13 protein-coding genes are annotated in these 14,956 nt (G+C 62.7%); 3 read left to right on the forward strand and 10 right to left on the reverse strand.

Going from position 1 to position 14,956, the window contains the following annotated elements:
* Positions 1-101 precede the first annotated feature (101 nt).
* The 6 genes from RPG13_RS24785 to RPG13_RS24810 form a co-directional block, all read right to left on the reverse strand.
* Positions 102-479, reverse strand: coding sequence for a DoxX family protein (locus tag RPG13_RS24785; protein ID WP_095482946.1), 378 nt, complete (start codon positions 477-479; stop codon positions 102-104).
* Positions 480-539: 60 nt separating this feature from the next.
* Positions 540-998, reverse strand: a complete 459-nt coding sequence (locus RPG13_RS24790; protein WP_095482898.1) for a carboxymuconolactone decarboxylase family protein — start codon at positions 996-998, stop codon at positions 540-542.
* 12 nt (positions 999-1,010) lie between these two features.
* A complete protein-coding gene (locus RPG13_RS24795; protein WP_128243200.1) occupies positions 1,011-1,529 on the reverse strand; it encodes an RrF2 family transcriptional regulator in 519 nt (172 codons plus the stop codon).
* A gap of 113 nt (positions 1,530-1,642) precedes the next feature.
* Positions 1,643-2,956 carry an NAD-dependent dihydropyrimidine dehydrogenase subunit PreA gene (preA, locus tag RPG13_RS24800; protein ID WP_128243201.1) on the reverse strand — a complete coding sequence of 438 codons (1,314 nt, stop codon included), beginning with the start codon at positions 2,954-2,956 and terminating at the stop codon, positions 1,643-1,645.
* Between the two features lie 2 nt (positions 2,957-2,958).
* A complete protein-coding gene (locus RPG13_RS24805) occupies positions 2,959-4,323 on the reverse strand; it encodes an NAD(P)-dependent oxidoreductase (protein WP_128243202.1) in 1,365 nt (454 codons plus the stop codon).
* A 139-nt stretch (positions 4,324-4,462) separates the two neighbouring features.
* On the reverse strand, positions 4,463-5,179 hold the full coding sequence (locus RPG13_RS24810) for a gamma-glutamylcyclotransferase (protein ID WP_337126253.1): 717 nt from the start codon (positions 5,177-5,179) through the stop codon (positions 4,463-4,465).
* A 178-nt stretch (positions 5,180-5,357) separates the two neighbouring features.
* Here RPG13_RS24810 and RPG13_RS24815 point away from each other — a divergent pair, with 178 nt between their 5' ends.
* On the forward strand, positions 5,358-6,134 hold the full coding sequence (locus RPG13_RS24815) for a VOC family protein (protein WP_127205697.1): 777 nt from the start codon (positions 5,358-5,360) through the stop codon (positions 6,132-6,134).
* Between the two features lie 429 nt (positions 6,135-6,563).
* Here RPG13_RS24815 and RPG13_RS24820 read toward each other — a convergent pair whose 3' ends face one another.
* A complete protein-coding gene (locus RPG13_RS24820) occupies positions 6,564-7,052 on the reverse strand; it encodes a hypothetical protein (RefSeq protein WP_245461510.1) in 489 nt (162 codons plus the stop codon).
* A 194-nt stretch (positions 7,053-7,246) separates the two neighbouring features.
* Between RPG13_RS24820 and RPG13_RS24825 the strand changes: the two genes are divergently transcribed.
* The gene (locus tag RPG13_RS24825; RefSeq protein ID WP_095482903.1) at positions 7,247-7,639 is read left to right on the forward strand and encodes a DoxX family protein; all 393 of its coding nucleotides are present in this window, start codon (positions 7,247-7,249) and stop codon (positions 7,637-7,639) included.
* Between the two features lie 20 nt (positions 7,640-7,659).
* On the opposite strand, the gene RPG13_RS24830 is transcribed toward RPG13_RS24825, so the two are convergent.
* A complete protein-coding gene (locus RPG13_RS24830) occupies positions 7,660-10,101 on the reverse strand; it encodes a GcvT family protein (protein WP_337126254.1) in 2,442 nt (813 codons plus the stop codon).
* A 243-nt stretch (positions 10,102-10,344) separates the two neighbouring features.
* Entirely contained in the window at positions 10,345-11,883 is a 1,539-nt protein-coding gene (locus tag RPG13_RS24835; protein WP_158302498.1) for a trimethylamine methyltransferase family protein, read from the reverse strand.
* Between the two features lie 218 nt (positions 11,884-12,101).
* Between RPG13_RS24835 and RPG13_RS24840 the strand changes: the two genes are divergently transcribed.
* Positions 12,102-12,692, forward strand: a complete 591-nt coding sequence (locus RPG13_RS24840) for a transglycosylase SLT domain-containing protein (RefSeq protein ID WP_095482907.1) — start codon at positions 12,102-12,104, stop codon at positions 12,690-12,692.
* A 13-nt stretch (positions 12,693-12,705) separates the two neighbouring features.
* On the opposite strand, the gene RPG13_RS24845 is transcribed toward RPG13_RS24840, so the two are convergent.
* Positions 12,706-14,922 carry a dipeptide ABC transporter ATP-binding protein gene (locus tag RPG13_RS24845; RefSeq protein WP_095482908.1) on the reverse strand — a complete coding sequence of 739 codons (2,217 nt, stop codon included), beginning with the start codon at positions 14,920-14,922 and terminating at the stop codon, positions 12,706-12,708.
* Positions 14,923-14,956 lie beyond the last annotated feature (34 nt).

The raw sequence follows: 14,956 nt of genomic DNA on the forward strand, positions 1-14,956 counted from the left end.
CGTGATCGTCGGCGGCTCTTCCGCTTCGGCCTCGCGGCGCGGAAACTGGCATGTCGCCACAGACCGTGGCGGCTGCCGCCGCGAGGCGGCCGTCCGAACCGTCAAAGCGGCTGCGCCACCAGCGCCAGGAACCCTCCAGTCAACGCCACATTGCCGACAAAGCCGTTGATGCGGGACGCCCGCTCGGGCCCCTGATGATCCCAGAAATTGTGGAACATCGGCGTGGCGACAATCAGGAACAGCACCAGGCACAAGGCGGCGGCAGCGGTCCAGACACCTGATATCACCAGCGCTCCGGAGACGACCTGCAGGACGATACCCAGCCACAGCATCAGCCGCGCCTGCGGCACGCCGCGTGTCGTCATCAGCTGGGTCAGGAAGGTAGCGTTCTGGATGTTGCGCAGACCGGCAAAGACAAAGGCGCCGCCAAGCAGCAGGCGGGCGGCAAACAGAATTTCATTCTCAAAATTTGCCATCATGTTCTTGATCCTCAAACAAAAATGGCACGCGGCGCCCAGGCCGCGCGCCGGTTCGACCGCTCAGGCAGCTTTCGCCGCCGGCATCGGATGAATGGCCTGGAACGGGATGCAAAGCCGGTTCCAGGCGTTGATCATGCCAAGCGCGACAGACAGCTTGACCAATTCCTCTTCCGAGAAATGCTCGAGCGTGCGCGCATAGAGTTCGTCCGAGACACCGTTATCGGCGATCTTCGTCACCGCTTCGGTCCAGGCGAAGGCAGCGCGTTCTCGTTCGGAAAACAGCGGCGATTCCTTCCAGGCGGAGACGAGATAAAGCCGCTGCTCGGTCTCGCCGTCATGGCGCGCCTCGCGGCTGTGCATCTCGACGCAATACGAACAGCCATTGATCTGCGATGCCCGCAGCTTGATCAGATGCAACAGGCTTTCCTCGAGCCCGCATTCGTCGACCGCCTTGTTGAGCGCCGATACCGCTTTCATGATTTCCGGCGCAGCGCCGAAGAATTGCAGCCTCTGTTTCATCGTCTTTGCCTTTCACGCTTGCTTGGTTGAACTGGATTTCTGTGGTCGCTGATGGCGCTCGACAAAGGCGCAGTTCGCGGCGACTGAACGGGGATCGGCATCGCTTACATATTCCGCCACGATGTCCGACAGCCGGGCCTCGGCAAGAGCGGCGCGATAGGCGCGCTCAGCCTTCATCATCGCGACGCTGATGCCGCAGGGTTTGACATAGACGGAAGCATCGAGCCTGGCCGGTCCGCGCTGACGGATTTCGCCGCAACGAAAGGCCGGTTCGCGTCCTTCCACGGCGAGCACGATATCGAGCAGCGTTATGCGCTCCGCCCGCCGCGCCAGCCGGTAACCGCCCGATGGCCCGGGCACCGATTCCAGAATGCGCGACGCCGTCAGCGCATTGAGATGCTTGAGGAGATAGCTCGGCGACAGGCCGAACGCTTCGGCCATGGCAGCACCCGGTATAGTCGCCGCGCCTTCCACGCCGGCAAGCATCGCGGCGCAGTGGATGGCCGCTTCGACGCCCTCGCCCAGCTTCATCGTGCTGATCTCCAATTCACGGATATATCCTATCGTGGATAAATTTTATCTTCAATATACTTTTGAAAAAAGCGGCGCCGCAGACGCCGCTTTTCCACAACAGGCGGCCGCCCCTATTCCGCCGCCACCTTGGCCATCGGATTGTTGGGATGCGTCGTCCAGTTGGCGTAGACCGGCGACACCGGTCTGCCGGTGCGCTGGTCCATCACGCCGGCCGCCAGCGGCTCCATGGTGATGCAGTTCTCGACCGGGCAGACATTGACGCAGAGATTGCAGCCGACGCATTCGGCCTCGATCACTTCGAAGTGCCTGGCGCCGTCGACCATTGCGGTGATCGCCTGGTGCGAGGTGTCCTCGCAGGCGATGTGGCAGCGGCCGCATTTGATGCAGGCCTCCTGGTCGATATGCGCCTTGGCGATGTAGTTAAGGTTGAGATATTGCCAGTCGGTGACGTTGGGCGTGGCGCGGCCGACGATATCGTCGAGCGAGGCATGGCCCTTCTCGTCCATCCAGTTTTCCAGGCCGGCGATCATCTCCTGCACGATCTTGAAGCCATAGGTCATCGCCGCGGTGCACACCTGCACATTGCCGGCGCCGAGCGCCATGAATTCGGCGGCGTCGCGCCATGTGGTGATGCCGCCGATACCGGAGATCGGCAGGCCATGCGTTTCCGGATCGCGGGCGATCTCGGCGACCATGTTCATGGCGATCGGCTTCACCGCCGGGCCGCAATAGCCGCCATGCGAACCCTTGCCGTCGATTGTCGGTTCCGGTGCAAAACTATCGAGATTGACGCCGGTAATCGAATTGATGGTGTTGATCAGCGACACCGCATCCGTGCCGCCGGCAAGAGCGGCACGCGCCGGCTTGCGCACATCGGTGATGTTGGGCGTCAGCTTGGTGATGACAGGCATGCGGGTGTTGGCCTTGCACCAGCGCACGACCATTTCGATGTATTCCGGCACCTGGCCGACGGCGGCACCCATGCCGCGTTCCGACATGCCGTGCGGGCAGCCGAAATTAAGCTCGATGCCGTCGGCCTCCGTCTCCTCGACCACCGGCAGGATCGCCTTCCACGCGTGTTCCTCGCAAGGCACCATCAGCGAGACGACGATGGCGCGGTCGGGCCAGTCCTTCTTGACCTGCTTGATCTCGCGCAGATTGACCTGCAGGTCGCGGTCGGTGATCAGCTCGATGTTGTTGAGGCCGAGCAGGCGGCGGTCGGCGCCCCAGATCGCGCCATAGCGCGGACCGTTGACGTTGACCACCGGCGGGCCCTCTTCGCCGAGCGTCTTCCACACCACGCCGCCCCAGCCCGCTTTAAAGGCGCGGATGACGTTGTAGGCCTTGTCGGTCGGCGGCGCCGAGGCCAGCCAGAACGGATTGGGCGATTTGATGCCGACGAAATTGTTTCTGATATCTGCCATGCTCATGCCCTCCCGTTCGAGGTCAGTGCCCGGTGGATCGATTCCGCGGCGTCACGGCCCTGAGCGACGGCGGAGACGGTGAGGTCGTCGCCGCCATGGATACAATCGCCGCCCGCCCAGACATTGGCCAGCGAAGTACGGCATTCGGCATCGACCTTGATGCGGCCAGCCTCCAACGCAAGCAAGGCCCCGCTGCCATTGAGCGCAGCCGGGACAAAGCTCTGGCCGATCGCCTTGAACACCTGGTCGGCAGTGAGCGTCAGGCGCTCGCCGGTGCCGACGAGTTTCTCGCCATCCATCGCCGTGTATTCGAGCTCGATGCCCGACACCTTGCCGCCTTCGGCAATGACCCGCTTCGGCTGCAGCCAGTGACGGATCGTGACGCCGTTGGCGGCGGCCAGATCCTGCTCGAATTCGGAGGCGTTCATGTGCTCCTGGCCGCGCCGGTAGCAGATCGTCACCTCTTCGGCGCCGAGCAGTTTCGATTGCACCGCTGCGTCGATCGCCGTCATGCCGCCGCCGATGACGACGACACGCCGGCCGACCGGCAGGCTGGCAAGGTCACTGGCCTGGCGAAGCTCCGCGATGAACTCCACGGCATTGGTCACGCCTTGCGCCTCCTCGCCGTCGGCACGCAGCGCATTGACGCCGCCAAGCCCCATGCCGAGAAACACCGCGTCGTAGTTCCTGGTCAGGTCCGACAGCTGATAGTCGCGGCCGAGCGCCTTGCCATTCTGAACCTCGATGCCGCCGATCGACAGGACGTAATCCACCTCGGCCTGGGCGAAATTGTCGATGCTCTTGTAGGCGGCGATGCCGTATTCATTGAGACCGCCGGCCTTCGGGCGGGCCTCAAGGATGGTCACCTCATGACCATGGCGGGCGAGCCGATGCGCGGCGGCAAGCCCCGCCGGTCCGGCGCCAACCACGGCGACCGTCTTGCCGGTCGGCTCAGCGCGCCGGTAAAACTGCTTGTCCTGCGCCATCGCGACATCGGTGGCGTAGCGTTGCAGGCGGCCGATCTGCACCGGCTTGCCTTCGGCCACTTCGCGCACGCAGACCTCTTCGCACAGCGTCTCGGTCGGGCAGACGCGGGCGCACATGCCGCCCAAAATGTTCTGGTCGAAAATCGTCTTGGCCGAGCCGATCGGATTGCCGGTCGAGATCTGGCGGATGAACAGCGGGATGTCGATCGAGGTCGGGCATGCGTTCATGCATGGCGCGTCATAGCAGAAATAGCAGCGATCGGACTCGACCAGCGCCTCGTGATGATCGAGCGGCGGATGCAGGTCGGAAAAATTATCCGCATATTGTTCGGGCGAAAGCCGTCCGCCGGCAATGCCCTGCTTGAAATGACCAGTCGCCATTCCGCTTCCCCATTCTTGTGGTTTTGCCGAAGGCTAGCACGTTTTGTTTTTTTATCAATTGGTCAATTTTCGATGCAAGCCGCTGAAAAGGCTTGATAAAAACATGATAGATATACTCATGTTTTTATTTCACGCGCGATCACTGTGCAGACAGGAGGCCCATTCCGGGGGCACGGCCATGCATCGACCTGATCTCGTTCGCGACCAGTTCCTGCAGCCGCCACAGATTGCGGTCACGAATGCCGAACGCTTCCAGGTGACTGACGGTGTTGTAGAGATATTCGGCACCGGACCCGACATGCCCGCACGCCCGCGCCAGCACTTGGGCTACCCTCTCCAGCGGCTGGTTGAGCGAGGTGCCCCTGCCGGTCACACCGACCCAGAAGCCCAGCGCCCTTAGCCTGCCTTGAGCCGTACGCACCGGAAGCCACCTGACTGAGCCGATACTCTCGTGATCGCTGATCTCGCGCCGCAGCAATCTTTCGATCTGCAGCGGTTTTTCGCCTTCCGGCAAGCGGTAGATCACGCCGTTGCACCGCCCGCCCCGTTCGAGCGCCATCATCAAGCCCGGCTGCTCGGCACTGCCGCGCCAACGGACCATGTCGAGGCAAAAAGACCGATGCCAGCCGAAAGCGGTGGCGCGCTGCTGTTCGACGGACTCGAAGGCCGGCTTCCAGATCAGCGAGCCATAGGCGAACACCCATAGCGATCCCTCGTCCGCCTCGCCTGACAGCCGGGAGGCAAGCGTCTGGAAATCCTCATCGGTCAGTTGCGTCCAGCTTCCATCGGGACCGGGATCGGCCTCCTCCCGATGGCATAGCGCGACAAGCTCTGAAGTGAGCGACATCCGGCGCATGGATCAACAACCCTCGTTGGCGGCAAGCAAAGTCGAAAACCGCGACTTGCGCAAGATTACGAATGAGGGGCGCCTTGCCGCCATCGATTTCTGGCCCAGATGTCGGATTTCCGTCGCCAAGATCGTCCTAGGATGGATCGAACCACAATCCACAACTGGAAACGCAGGGAGCACGACAATGCCAAAGTCCCCGATGCCCTTTTTCTGGTACGAACTGATGACCACCGATCTCGACGCCGCCGAAGCGTTCTACACCGCTGTCGTTGGCTGGAAGGCGCAGCCCTTCGACGGCGCGCCCGGCATGCCGCGCTATATCGTCATGAATGTCGGCGAGCGCGGCGTTGCCGGGCTGATGGCGCAGCCGGACGAAGTGCGCAAGATGGGTATGCCGCCGGCCTGGATCGGCTACATCCACACCAGGGATGTCGATGCCTCGACAAAATCGTTGAAGGAGGCCGGCGGTACAGTTCATCGCGAACCCGATGACATTCCGGGCGTCGGCCGCTTTGCCGTCGTTGCCGATCCGCAAGGCGCGGCCTTCAACTTCCTGCAGCCGGATGGCCCCGACCAGCCGCCGCTGCCATTGGCGACGCCCGGCAATATCGGCTGGCATGAGCTCTATACGACCGACTGGCAGGCCGCGTTCGATTTCTATGCCGGGCAATTCGGCTGGACCAAGGGCGAGGCCATGGATATGGGGCCGATGGGCACCTACCAGCTCTTCGCCGCCGGCGGCGAGCCTATTGGCGGCATGATGAACAAGCCCGAGCAGATTCCGGTGCCGGCCTGGCAGTTCTATTTCAATGTTCCGGCCATCGACGCGGCGGCCAAGCGCGTGACCGACAATGGCGGCAAGATCCTGATGGGCCCGATGGAGGTTCCCGGCGGCGGTTGGATCGTGCAGTGCACGGATCCGCAAGGCGCTCATTTCGCGCTGATGGCGCCGGTGCGGTAGGCGTCCTGACCAACCGAGTGCTGCCGCTGGATCATTCCAGCGTCAGCACCGCAACTTTTTGGTGCTGCTGAGTTGGACGGCTATGTGTCGTTCGGCGACGGCAAGAATTGGGGAGCGCGAGTTAGCGAAAGAGCTTCGGGGAGCCGGAGGTACCATTCGATCCGGGCGACTTTCTTAGAGCAATTCCAGGAAAGTGCGTAGCGGTTTTCCGTCCGGAATTGCGTAAGAACAAATACTTAGAGCGGTTCGGCGATTCTATCAAAAGCTGAACCGCTCTAGGCGAAATCTATCGTGCCCATGGCGGAGGCTCGCCCGTATTTCGCGCTGATCGCGCCGGGACACTGAACCAGCCCGATACCTATCAAAATTGAACAGCCGCACCGCACCGTTGGTGCGATGCGAGCAGATGAATTGCCTCAGGGCGCAAAGTCATTCCGGCGCCAGTACAGCAATCTTGAGGGTCTCTTTCTTGGCGCCGCTGAGTTGGATGGTCGCCGGGCCGGCGGCCGGCTTGAAGCGCACGCTCTTGCGTATCCCGGGACAGGTCTTCATACCACTGAAACCCGCCAACTTCACGGCTTTGCCGTCCTGAACGACATCGACCCAGGCCTCATCGGACAGGCTGATCTGGAGTTCTCCCTCCGGGGGCACGGCCACGCTTGCCATCGCGCCGAATGTACCGGCTGCCGGCGCGCGTTCCGGCGGAACGGTGAAGCTGATCGTGTCGACCGGCACCAACGCCACATCTGCAGCCTCGCCGACCGAAAGGTCAGCGCCAGACTGCGCGGCGGGCGCCACCGCAAACAAGGCCTCCTCGCGCGTCACCGGCCATTTAAAAGCAGCACAACCGGTGTCGTCGGCGATGGCGACGCTGGTGCCTGCAACGACGGCGAATAGGCTGACGACGACTTTTCTCATGGCAAACGGAACCCACATGGTTGGAGTGTCTGGCTATCAATACAACTATAGCGATTTTATACAACCATAGCGAGAAAAATATTGAGGGACGAGGAACATTTCCAATCACCGATTGTTGATGGCAGGCCGTGCGAAGTAAATGGTCCCTTGCCGGGCGATAATCTATGGCCAGTTCGGGGTAAAATGGAGCTTCGATGAAGCTTTTCGACGGTCTCGCCAGATATCAGCGGCAGGCTCTGGCTGTGCTTCGCATCATGACCGCGCTGCAGTTTATGGAACACGGCACCCAGAAACTGTTCAATTTTCCCGTCAGCGATCATGCCGGCGCCCTGAGCGGCCTATCGCTGACCGCGGGCATCCTCGAATTCGCTGGCGGCATCCTGCTGGTATTGGGGCTGTTCACCAGGCCGGTCGCGTTCCTTCTCAGCGGCGAGATGGCGATCGCCTATTTCATGGCGCACATGCCAAGCGGCTTTTTCCCGGTCAACAATGGCGGCGATGCGGCAATCTCCTTCTGTTTCATCTTCCTCTATCTGGTGTTCGCCGGTCCCGGCGCTTTTGCGCTGGACAACCGCCGCAGCGCTTGAGGCGCCGACAAGCGGCGCCTTCACCCCCGCATCCGCTCGAGATTCGCGTCGAACAGCGGCGACGGCTGCACGCGCGCGCGATAGCGCTTACCCAGAAGCTCGATCTCGAAGCCGTCGGCCTCGTCGGCGATCTCCTTCGGCACATAGCCCATGGCCACGGACGCCTTCGAATGGTGCGCGTAGCCGCCTGACGTGACCCAGCCGCGCACGGCGCCGTCGAACCAGATCGGCTCGTCGCCGATGACGTCGGCGTCGGCCGCATCGACGACAAAGGCGCGCAGCCGCAGCTTGCCGCCTTGCTGGCGCTCGGCGAGTGCCGCTTGCTTGCCGACAAAATCGGTTTCTTTCCCGTAGGCGACGAAGCGATCGAGACCGGCCTCCAGCGGCCCGTAGATCGGCCGGTATTCGCGCGCCCACGAGCCGTAGTTCTTTTCCAGCCGAAGCGCGTTGAGCGCGCGCGAACCGAACAGGCCGAGGCCAAATTCTTCACCCGCTGCCATCAGGGTCTGGTACGCCGCGCGCTGATATTCCGGCGCCACCCAGATCTCGTAACCGAGATCGCCGGTGTAGCTGACGCGGCCGACCAGGCACGGCGCCATGCCGATATCCATCTTGCGGATGGCCATGAACGGAAACGCCGCATTGGCGACATCTGCCCGCGTGACCTTTGCCAGGAGTTCCCGCGCATTCGGTCCAGCGATCGACAGGCCCGTCAGCTTCGCCGCCAGCGCCTCGACACGAACCGAGCCGTCCTGCGGCAGATGCGCCTCGAACCAGCGCATGTGATACTGCTCGGCAATGCCGGAGCCGGCGAGAAACCAGCCCTCCCCGTTGGAATTGGGACTGTCGAGATTGGCCAGCGAGAAATCGCCGATCAGCCTGCCGTCTTCCTTCAGCATCGGCGCCAGCGTCATGCGGCCGGGTCTTGGCAGCTTGCAGGCAAGCAGGCGGTCGAGCCAGACCGCAGCGCCCTCGCCGGTCACCCTATATTTGGCGAAGTTCGAAATTTCCGACAGGCCGACACTTGTCCGCACCGTTCTCACCTCGTTTGCGACATGCTCAAAATCGCTTGAGCGCCGCCACGAGAACTCATCTTTGACGCCCTCGGGCGCATACCAAAGCGGCACTTCCAGTCCAAAGGCCACGCCCCATTGCGCGCCCTTGGCCGACAAGAGGTCGTAGACCGGCGTGGTCTTGAGCGGCCGCCCGGCAGGCAGCTCCTCATTGGGGAAGCGGATGGAAAAACGCCGCGAATAATTCTCGCGCACCTTGGCATTGGTGTAGGCCATCGTTGCCCAGTCACCATAGCGCGACACATCCATCGCCCAGATGTCGGCGCCGGGGTCGCCCCCGATCATGCAGTTCGACAGTGCGAGGCCAACACCGCCGCCCTGCGAAAAGCCGGCCATGACGCCGCAGGCGACCCAGAAACCAGGCAGGCCGCGCACCGGCCCGACCAGCGGGTTGCCGTCCGGCGCGAAGGTGAAGGGACCGTTGATGATCTGCTTGATGCCAGTGTTCTGGAAGGCCGGGAAATGCCTGAAGCCGACCTCCAGCGATGGCGCGATGCGGTCGATGTCGGGCTCCAGCAGTTCGTGGCCGAAATTCCACGGCGTCGAAAATTCGGACCATGGCTTGTTGGCCTTCTCGTAAGTGCCCATCAGCATGCCGCCGCGCTCCTGGCGCAGATAGAGCTCGCCGTCGAAATCGACCGCATGGATGATCTCCGTGCCGGTCTTCTGGTTCCAGGCGGCAACCTCCGGCATGTCCTCGGTGATCAGATACATGTGCTCCATGGCCAGCACCGGCAGCTCCAGCCCGACCATGCGGCCGACCTCGCGCGCCCACAGGCCGCCGGCATTGACGACATGCTCGGCCACCACCTCGCCTTTGTTGGTGATGACGCGCCACAGCCCGTCGGCGCGGCGCACGATGTCCTCGACCTTGGTGAAGCGCTCAACCTCGGCGCCAAGTTTCCGCGCGGCTTTGGCATAGGCATGGGTGACACCCGAGGGATCGAGATGGCCATCCTCCTTGTTGCGGACGGCGCCGACGAACTGCTTCGGGTCGAGCAGCGGCATCAGCTCGGCCGCTTCGTTAGGCGAAATCTCCTCGAGGTCGATGCCGAGATAGCGGCCTTTGGCGACAACGCCGCGCAGCCAGTCGAGCCGCGCCTCGGTCGCCGCCAGAAGCACGCCGCCGGTCAGATGCACGCCGGTCGCCTGGCCGGACAGCTCCTCGATCTCCTTGTAGAGCGAGATCGTGTATTTCTGCAGCTTGGCGACGTTGGGATCGCCATTGATCGTGTGCATGCCGCCGGCCGCATGCCAGGTCGAGCCGGAAGTCAGCTCGTCACGCTCCAGAAGCACGATGTCGGTCCAGCCGTGACGCGCCAGATGGAACAGCACGGAACAGCCGACGACACCGCCGCCTATGACCACGACCTTTGCATGCGATTTCATGGGTTTTCTCGTTATTTCAATGAGTTGGAGGGGAACGATGAATCGGGACGGGAGGAGCCAAGCCACCCCTCTCTGTCCTGCCGGCCATCTCCCCCTCAAGGGGGGAGATCAGCAGCGACGGCGCCGCCATGCTTCTTTCAACGTTGGTGATTGGCGAAGGAAAACGTGACAGCCAATCTCCCCCCTTGAGGGGGAGATGTCCGGCAGGACAGAGAGGGGTATACGAGCGCAAACCTGTGGCCATCACGGCTCACCCGCCCCAATCGCTTCCTTGCGCTTCGCCACATACGCCTCCAGCGCCTCGCGCACAGAAATATCCATCGTCGGCTCGACATAATCTTCCAGCGCTTTCTTCCACAGCCGCGTTGCGCGCGCCGTGGCGTCGAGCCCGCCGGCCTCTTGCCACGCCTCGTAGTTCTGCCAGTTGGAGAGCATTGGCTGGTAGAAGGCGGTGGCGTAGCGCTCCAGCGTGTGCGGCTCGCCGAAGAAATGGCCGCCGGTCGGCACAGCACCCAGCGCCTCGACGGCGAGTTCCGCCTCGTTGACTTCGATCGGGCGCAAAAATTCCATCATGTGCTGGATCATCTCGACGTCGATAATGAACTTCTCGAACGACGCGGTCAGCCCGCCTTCCTGCCAGCCGGCTGCGTGGTAGACGAGATTGCCGTGGCCGAGCACCGCGCCCCACAGCGCCATCAGCGTCTCATAGGCGCCTTGCGCGTCGGCGGCGTTGGAGGCCGAACCCGGCGTTGTCCGGTAGGGCAGTCCGTAACGCCTCGCCAACTGCCCGGAAGCGATGTTGGCCTTGGTGTTCTCCGGCGTGCCGAAGGCCGGGGCGCCGGACTTCATGTCGACATTGGATGTGAAGGCGCCATACATGACCGGCGCGCCGGGTCGGACAAGCTGCGTCAAGACCACGCCGAACAATGCCTCGGCGTTCTGCTGCGCGAGCGCGCCGGCAAGCGTCACCGGGCTCATCGCGCCCATCAGCGTGAACGGCGTCACCGCGACCGACTGGCCGAACTCGGCCATGGTCATCAGGCCTTCGGCCATCATCTCGTCGAAGCGGCGCGGCGAGTTGACCGAGATGATGGTGGTGACGCCGGGATCATCGCGCATCTCATCAAGCGTCAGCCCTCGCGAAATCGCCATCATTTCGATGCCGTCGAGCGCCCTGCCCCGGCCGATCGCCGAGACGTGAAAACTTTTGTCGGTCAGCGTCAGATTGGCGAAGTAGGTGTCGAGATGGCGTGAATTGGCCGGCAGGTCGACAGGCGCGCAGACCTGATTGCCCAGCATGTGGATGCAGTTGAAATGCTGCGCCAGCCGGGTGAGATCGTCATAGTCGCGCAAGTTTCCGGCGCGGCGGCCACGTTCCATGTCATGCACATTGGGCGGTCCGGCGACCAGAGTGAAGTTGATGGTGTTGCCGCCGAGATGGACGGTATGGGCCGGGTTGCGCGGCGTAAGCCGGTAGCTCGACCGCGTCGTCTTCAGTGCCTCGTCGACCATGCCCCGGTCGATGCGGATTGTCATCGGCGCATGATCGACCTTGGCCCCGGCCTTCTCGAACAGCGAAAGCGCTCGCGGGCTCATCACCTCGATGCCGAAATTCTCCAGAATGTGCATCGACGCCTGGTGGATCGCCTCGATCTGGTCGGCCGAAAGCATCGCCATTGGCGGATAGGGATTGGTGACGCGCCGCAGCGGCAGTTGCGGGATGGCAACCGGTCCCCTGTTGCTGGTTCGCTCGGCGCCGCGCTTGCGTCTCGGTTCGGTCATGCGGCGCATCAAAGCGCCGGCACGAGGATCGGGCTGTCAGAAATCCGCCACCTGCGGGCGTGATTTTAGCCAAGGCGGCATTTTGGGAATTTCATTCCAACAAAAGCGACAGAAAACGTCGGAATATCCATCCTCGCTGTGCCCCGGCCAAAGCAGCCGATGAGCCGTTAAGAAACGCCGCAAGATTCCCTTTATGTTTTCGGCCTAATCCTCCTCCGATGCGTAGGTCAAGTTTTAGTAAAATTGTAGCTGTTACCGTGCTGCTCGTGCTGTCGGCCTGCGCGACGCCGCCGAGCCATATCAACGATGTCTGCGCCGTCTTCGACCAGAATGACGGTTGGTTTGACAACTGGCAGGCAGCGGCCGAACGCGCCGAGCAGAAATACGGTGTGCCAGTTCCTGTGCTGATGGCGACGGTGCGCAAGGAATCCGGCTTCAAGAGCAATGCCAGGCCGCCGCGCACCAAGCTTCTCGGCTTCATTCCCTGGAAACGTGTCTCCAGCGCCACCGGCTTCTCGCAGGCGCTCGACGGCACCTGGGCGCAGTACCAGAGCGAGACGGGCAGCTGGGCGGCGCGCCGCACCAGGTTTGCCGATGCCGTCGATTTCGTCGGCTGGTACCATTCCAAGACATCAGACACGCTCGGCATCGCCCGCAACGACACCTATAATCTCTATCTAGCCTATTATCTCGGCTGGACAGCCTACGGCCGCGGCAATCGCGGCGACGCCGGCGTGCAGCGCTACGCGCGGGCCACCGAGCAGATGGCGCAGGACTACGCCGCGCAGCTACGCCAGTGCGCGCGTTGACGGCGCCACGGATCTAACCCTCCGTCAGCTTCGGCCGCTTTCCATGTGGACGCTTGGGCGGGGTGCCGGCAAAGCCCGGACCCACACCTTGCGGCGCGTCGTCCGGCACGCCTTCATTGGCGGCATGCTCCTTGTCGAACTTGATCACCGGCTCCATTTTCGCCAGCACATCGTCGGCAAGCCAGCACAGGCTCATATGGCCGTCGCCGAGATGCTTGACCGGCGGCACCTGCGTCTCGCAAAGATTGTCCGGCACCAGCTTCTTGTAGCCGCATCGCGTCTGGAACGGACAGCCGGTCGGCGGGTTCATCGCTGACGGAATGTCGCCCTCCAGCACGATGTGCTTCTTGATCACACTGGTGTCGGCGATCGGGATCGCCGACAGCAGCGCCTCGGTATAGGGATGATAGGGCGGCGAAAAGATCTGGTCGGTCGTGCCCTGCTCGACGATATAACCGAGATACATGACGACGACCCGGTCGGCGATGTAGCGCACCACCGACAGATCGTGGCTGATGAACAGCATCGTCGTCTTGTTCTTGCGCTGGATGTCCATCAAAAGCTCGGTCACCGCCGCCTGCACCGACACGTCGAGCGCCGAGACCGGCTCGTCGGCTACCACCACCTTGGCGTCGCCGGCAAAGGCCCGCGCCACGCCGATGCGCTGCTTCTGGCCGCCGGAAAGCTGGCGCGGCTTGCGGGTCTCGAACGCCCGCGGCAGCTTCACCAGGTCGAGAAGCTCCAGCATGCGCTTGCGGCGGTCGGCGACGGTGTTGCCGACGTTGAACTTTTCCAGCGTGCGGATGATCTGCGAGCCTACCGAGTGGCTGGGATTGAGCGTGTCGAACGGATTCTGGAACACCATCTGGATCGACGACACCGTCTCGACGCTGCGCTTCTCGACGCCGGTCGACTCGATCCGCTTGTTGCCGAGCGTCACAGTGCCGGAGCTTGCCGTCTCCAGCCCGAGTAGCACCTTGGCCAGCGTCGACTTTCCGCAACCGGACTCGCCGACGATGGCGACGGTCTCGGATTCGCGTGCCATGAAGGAGATCGTCTCGTTGGCCTTGACGACGCGGCCTTCGCTTGACCCGAACACTTCGCTGCCGCCGACCTTATAGTATTTCCTGAGGTCCTCGATCTTGAGCACCGGCGCGCCGGGCTCGACGCGCTCGTTGACCTTCTTGGCGCCGGGCGGCAGCGCTTCCCAGTCGATCTCGTTGAAGCGCACGCAGCGCGAAAAATGGCCTTCATGGCCGTCGACAGCGATCATCGGGATTTCGGCGGCGTTGCAGACGCCCTCGACGAAATGGTGGCAGCGGGGGCCGAAATTGCAGCCCTTCGGCCGCTCGTGCGGCAGCGGCAGTTGCCCCGGTATAGAGATCAGAGGCCGAGAATTCTTGTCGGCGCCGGGCAGCGGGATCGAGCGGAATAGGCCTTGCGTGTAGGGATGGCGCATTCGGTCGAAGACGTCCTTGATCTTGCCGGTCTCCACCGCTTCGCCCGAATACATCACCGTGATGCGGTCACAGGTTTCCAGGATCAGGCCAAGATTGTGCGACACGAAGATCATCGAGGTGCCGAACTTCTCGCCGAGCCCCTTGACCAGGTCGACGATGCCGGCTTCCACCGTCACGTCGAGCGCGGTCGTCGGCTCGTCGAGCAGGAGCAGCGCCGGCTTCGACAGCAGCGCCATGGCGATGACGATGCGCTGTTGCTGGCCACCGGAAAGCTGGTGCGGAAAGGAGCGCATCATGCGCTCGGGATCGGGCAGCCTGACCGAGCGCACCATTTCCAGCGCGCGTTTATAAGCCTCTTCCTTCGACACTTTGTCGTGGATCAGCGGCACTTCCATCAGTTGCTGGCCGACCTTCATCGCCGGGTTCAGACTGGCCATCGGCTCCTGGTAGATCATTGCGATCTTGTTGCCGCGGATGGCGCGCAGTTCCTCGTCGGACAGGTCGCCCATGTCCTTGCCCTGGAATTTTATCCGGCCGCCGACGATCTTTCCGATGTTGGAGAGGTCGCGCATGATGCCGAGCGACACGGTCGACTTGCCGCAGCCGGATTCGCCGACGATGCCCATCGCTTCGCCGGGCATGACCGTGCAGGAGAAGTCCATAACGGCCGGTATCTCACCCTTGCGGGTGAAGAAGGAGATCGACAGGTTCTCGATCTCGATGATCGGCCCATTGGTCGGCTTGGCGGGATTTCGAACTGCCTCATTCATGGGTCGCTCCAATCCTGGTTCTTCTAAGTAGGGT

This window comes from Mesorhizobium sp. ISC15, assembly GCF_037162615.1.
Classification (GTDB): Bacteria; Pseudomonadota; Alphaproteobacteria; order Rhizobiales; family Rhizobiaceae; genus Mesorhizobium; species Mesorhizobium mediterraneum.

Coding starts and splice junctions, on each gene's coding strand:
- RPG13_RS24785 (WP_095482946.1), bottom strand. CDS start 479: ATGATGGCAAATTTTGAGAATGAAATTCTGTTTGCCGCCCGCCTGCTG.
- RPG13_RS24790 (WP_095482898.1), bottom strand. CDS start 998: ATGAAACAGAGGCTGCAATTCTTCGGCGCTGCGCCGGAAATCATGAAA.
- RPG13_RS24795 (WP_128243200.1), bottom strand. CDS start 1,529: ATGAAGCTGGGCGAGGGCGTCGAAGCGGCCATCCACTGCGCCGCGATG.
- preA (WP_128243201.1), bottom strand. CDS start 2,956: ATGGCAGATATCAGAAACAATTTCGTCGGCATCAAATCGCCCAATCCG.
- RPG13_RS24805 (WP_128243202.1), bottom strand. CDS start 4,323: ATGGCGACTGGTCATTTCAAGCAGGGCATTGCCGGCGGACGGCTTTCG.
- RPG13_RS24810 (WP_337126253.1), bottom strand. CDS start 5,179: ATGCGCCGGATGTCGCTCACTTCAGAGCTTGTCGCGCTATGCCATCGG.
- RPG13_RS24815 (WP_127205697.1), top strand. CDS start 5,358: ATGCCAAAGTCCCCGATGCCCTTTTTCTGGTACGAACTGATGACCACC.
- RPG13_RS24820 (WP_245461510.1), bottom strand. CDS start 7,052: ATGAGAAAAGTCGTCGTCAGCCTATTCGCCGTCGTTGCAGGCACCAGC.
- RPG13_RS24825 (WP_095482903.1), top strand. CDS start 7,247: ATGAAGCTTTTCGACGGTCTCGCCAGATATCAGCGGCAGGCTCTGGCT.
- RPG13_RS24830 (WP_337126254.1), bottom strand. CDS start 10,101: ATGAAATCGCATGCAAAGGTCGTGGTCATAGGCGGCGGTGTCGTCGGC.
- RPG13_RS24835 (WP_158302498.1), bottom strand. CDS start 11,883: ATGACCGAACCGAGACGCAAGCGCGGCGCCGAGCGAACCAGCAACAGG.
- RPG13_RS24840 (WP_095482907.1), top strand. CDS start 12,102: ATGCGTAGGTCAAGTTTTAGTAAAATTGTAGCTGTTACCGTGCTGCTC.
- RPG13_RS24845 (WP_095482908.1), bottom strand. CDS start 14,922: ATGAATGAGGCAGTTCGAAATCCCGCCAAGCCGACCAATGGGCCGATC.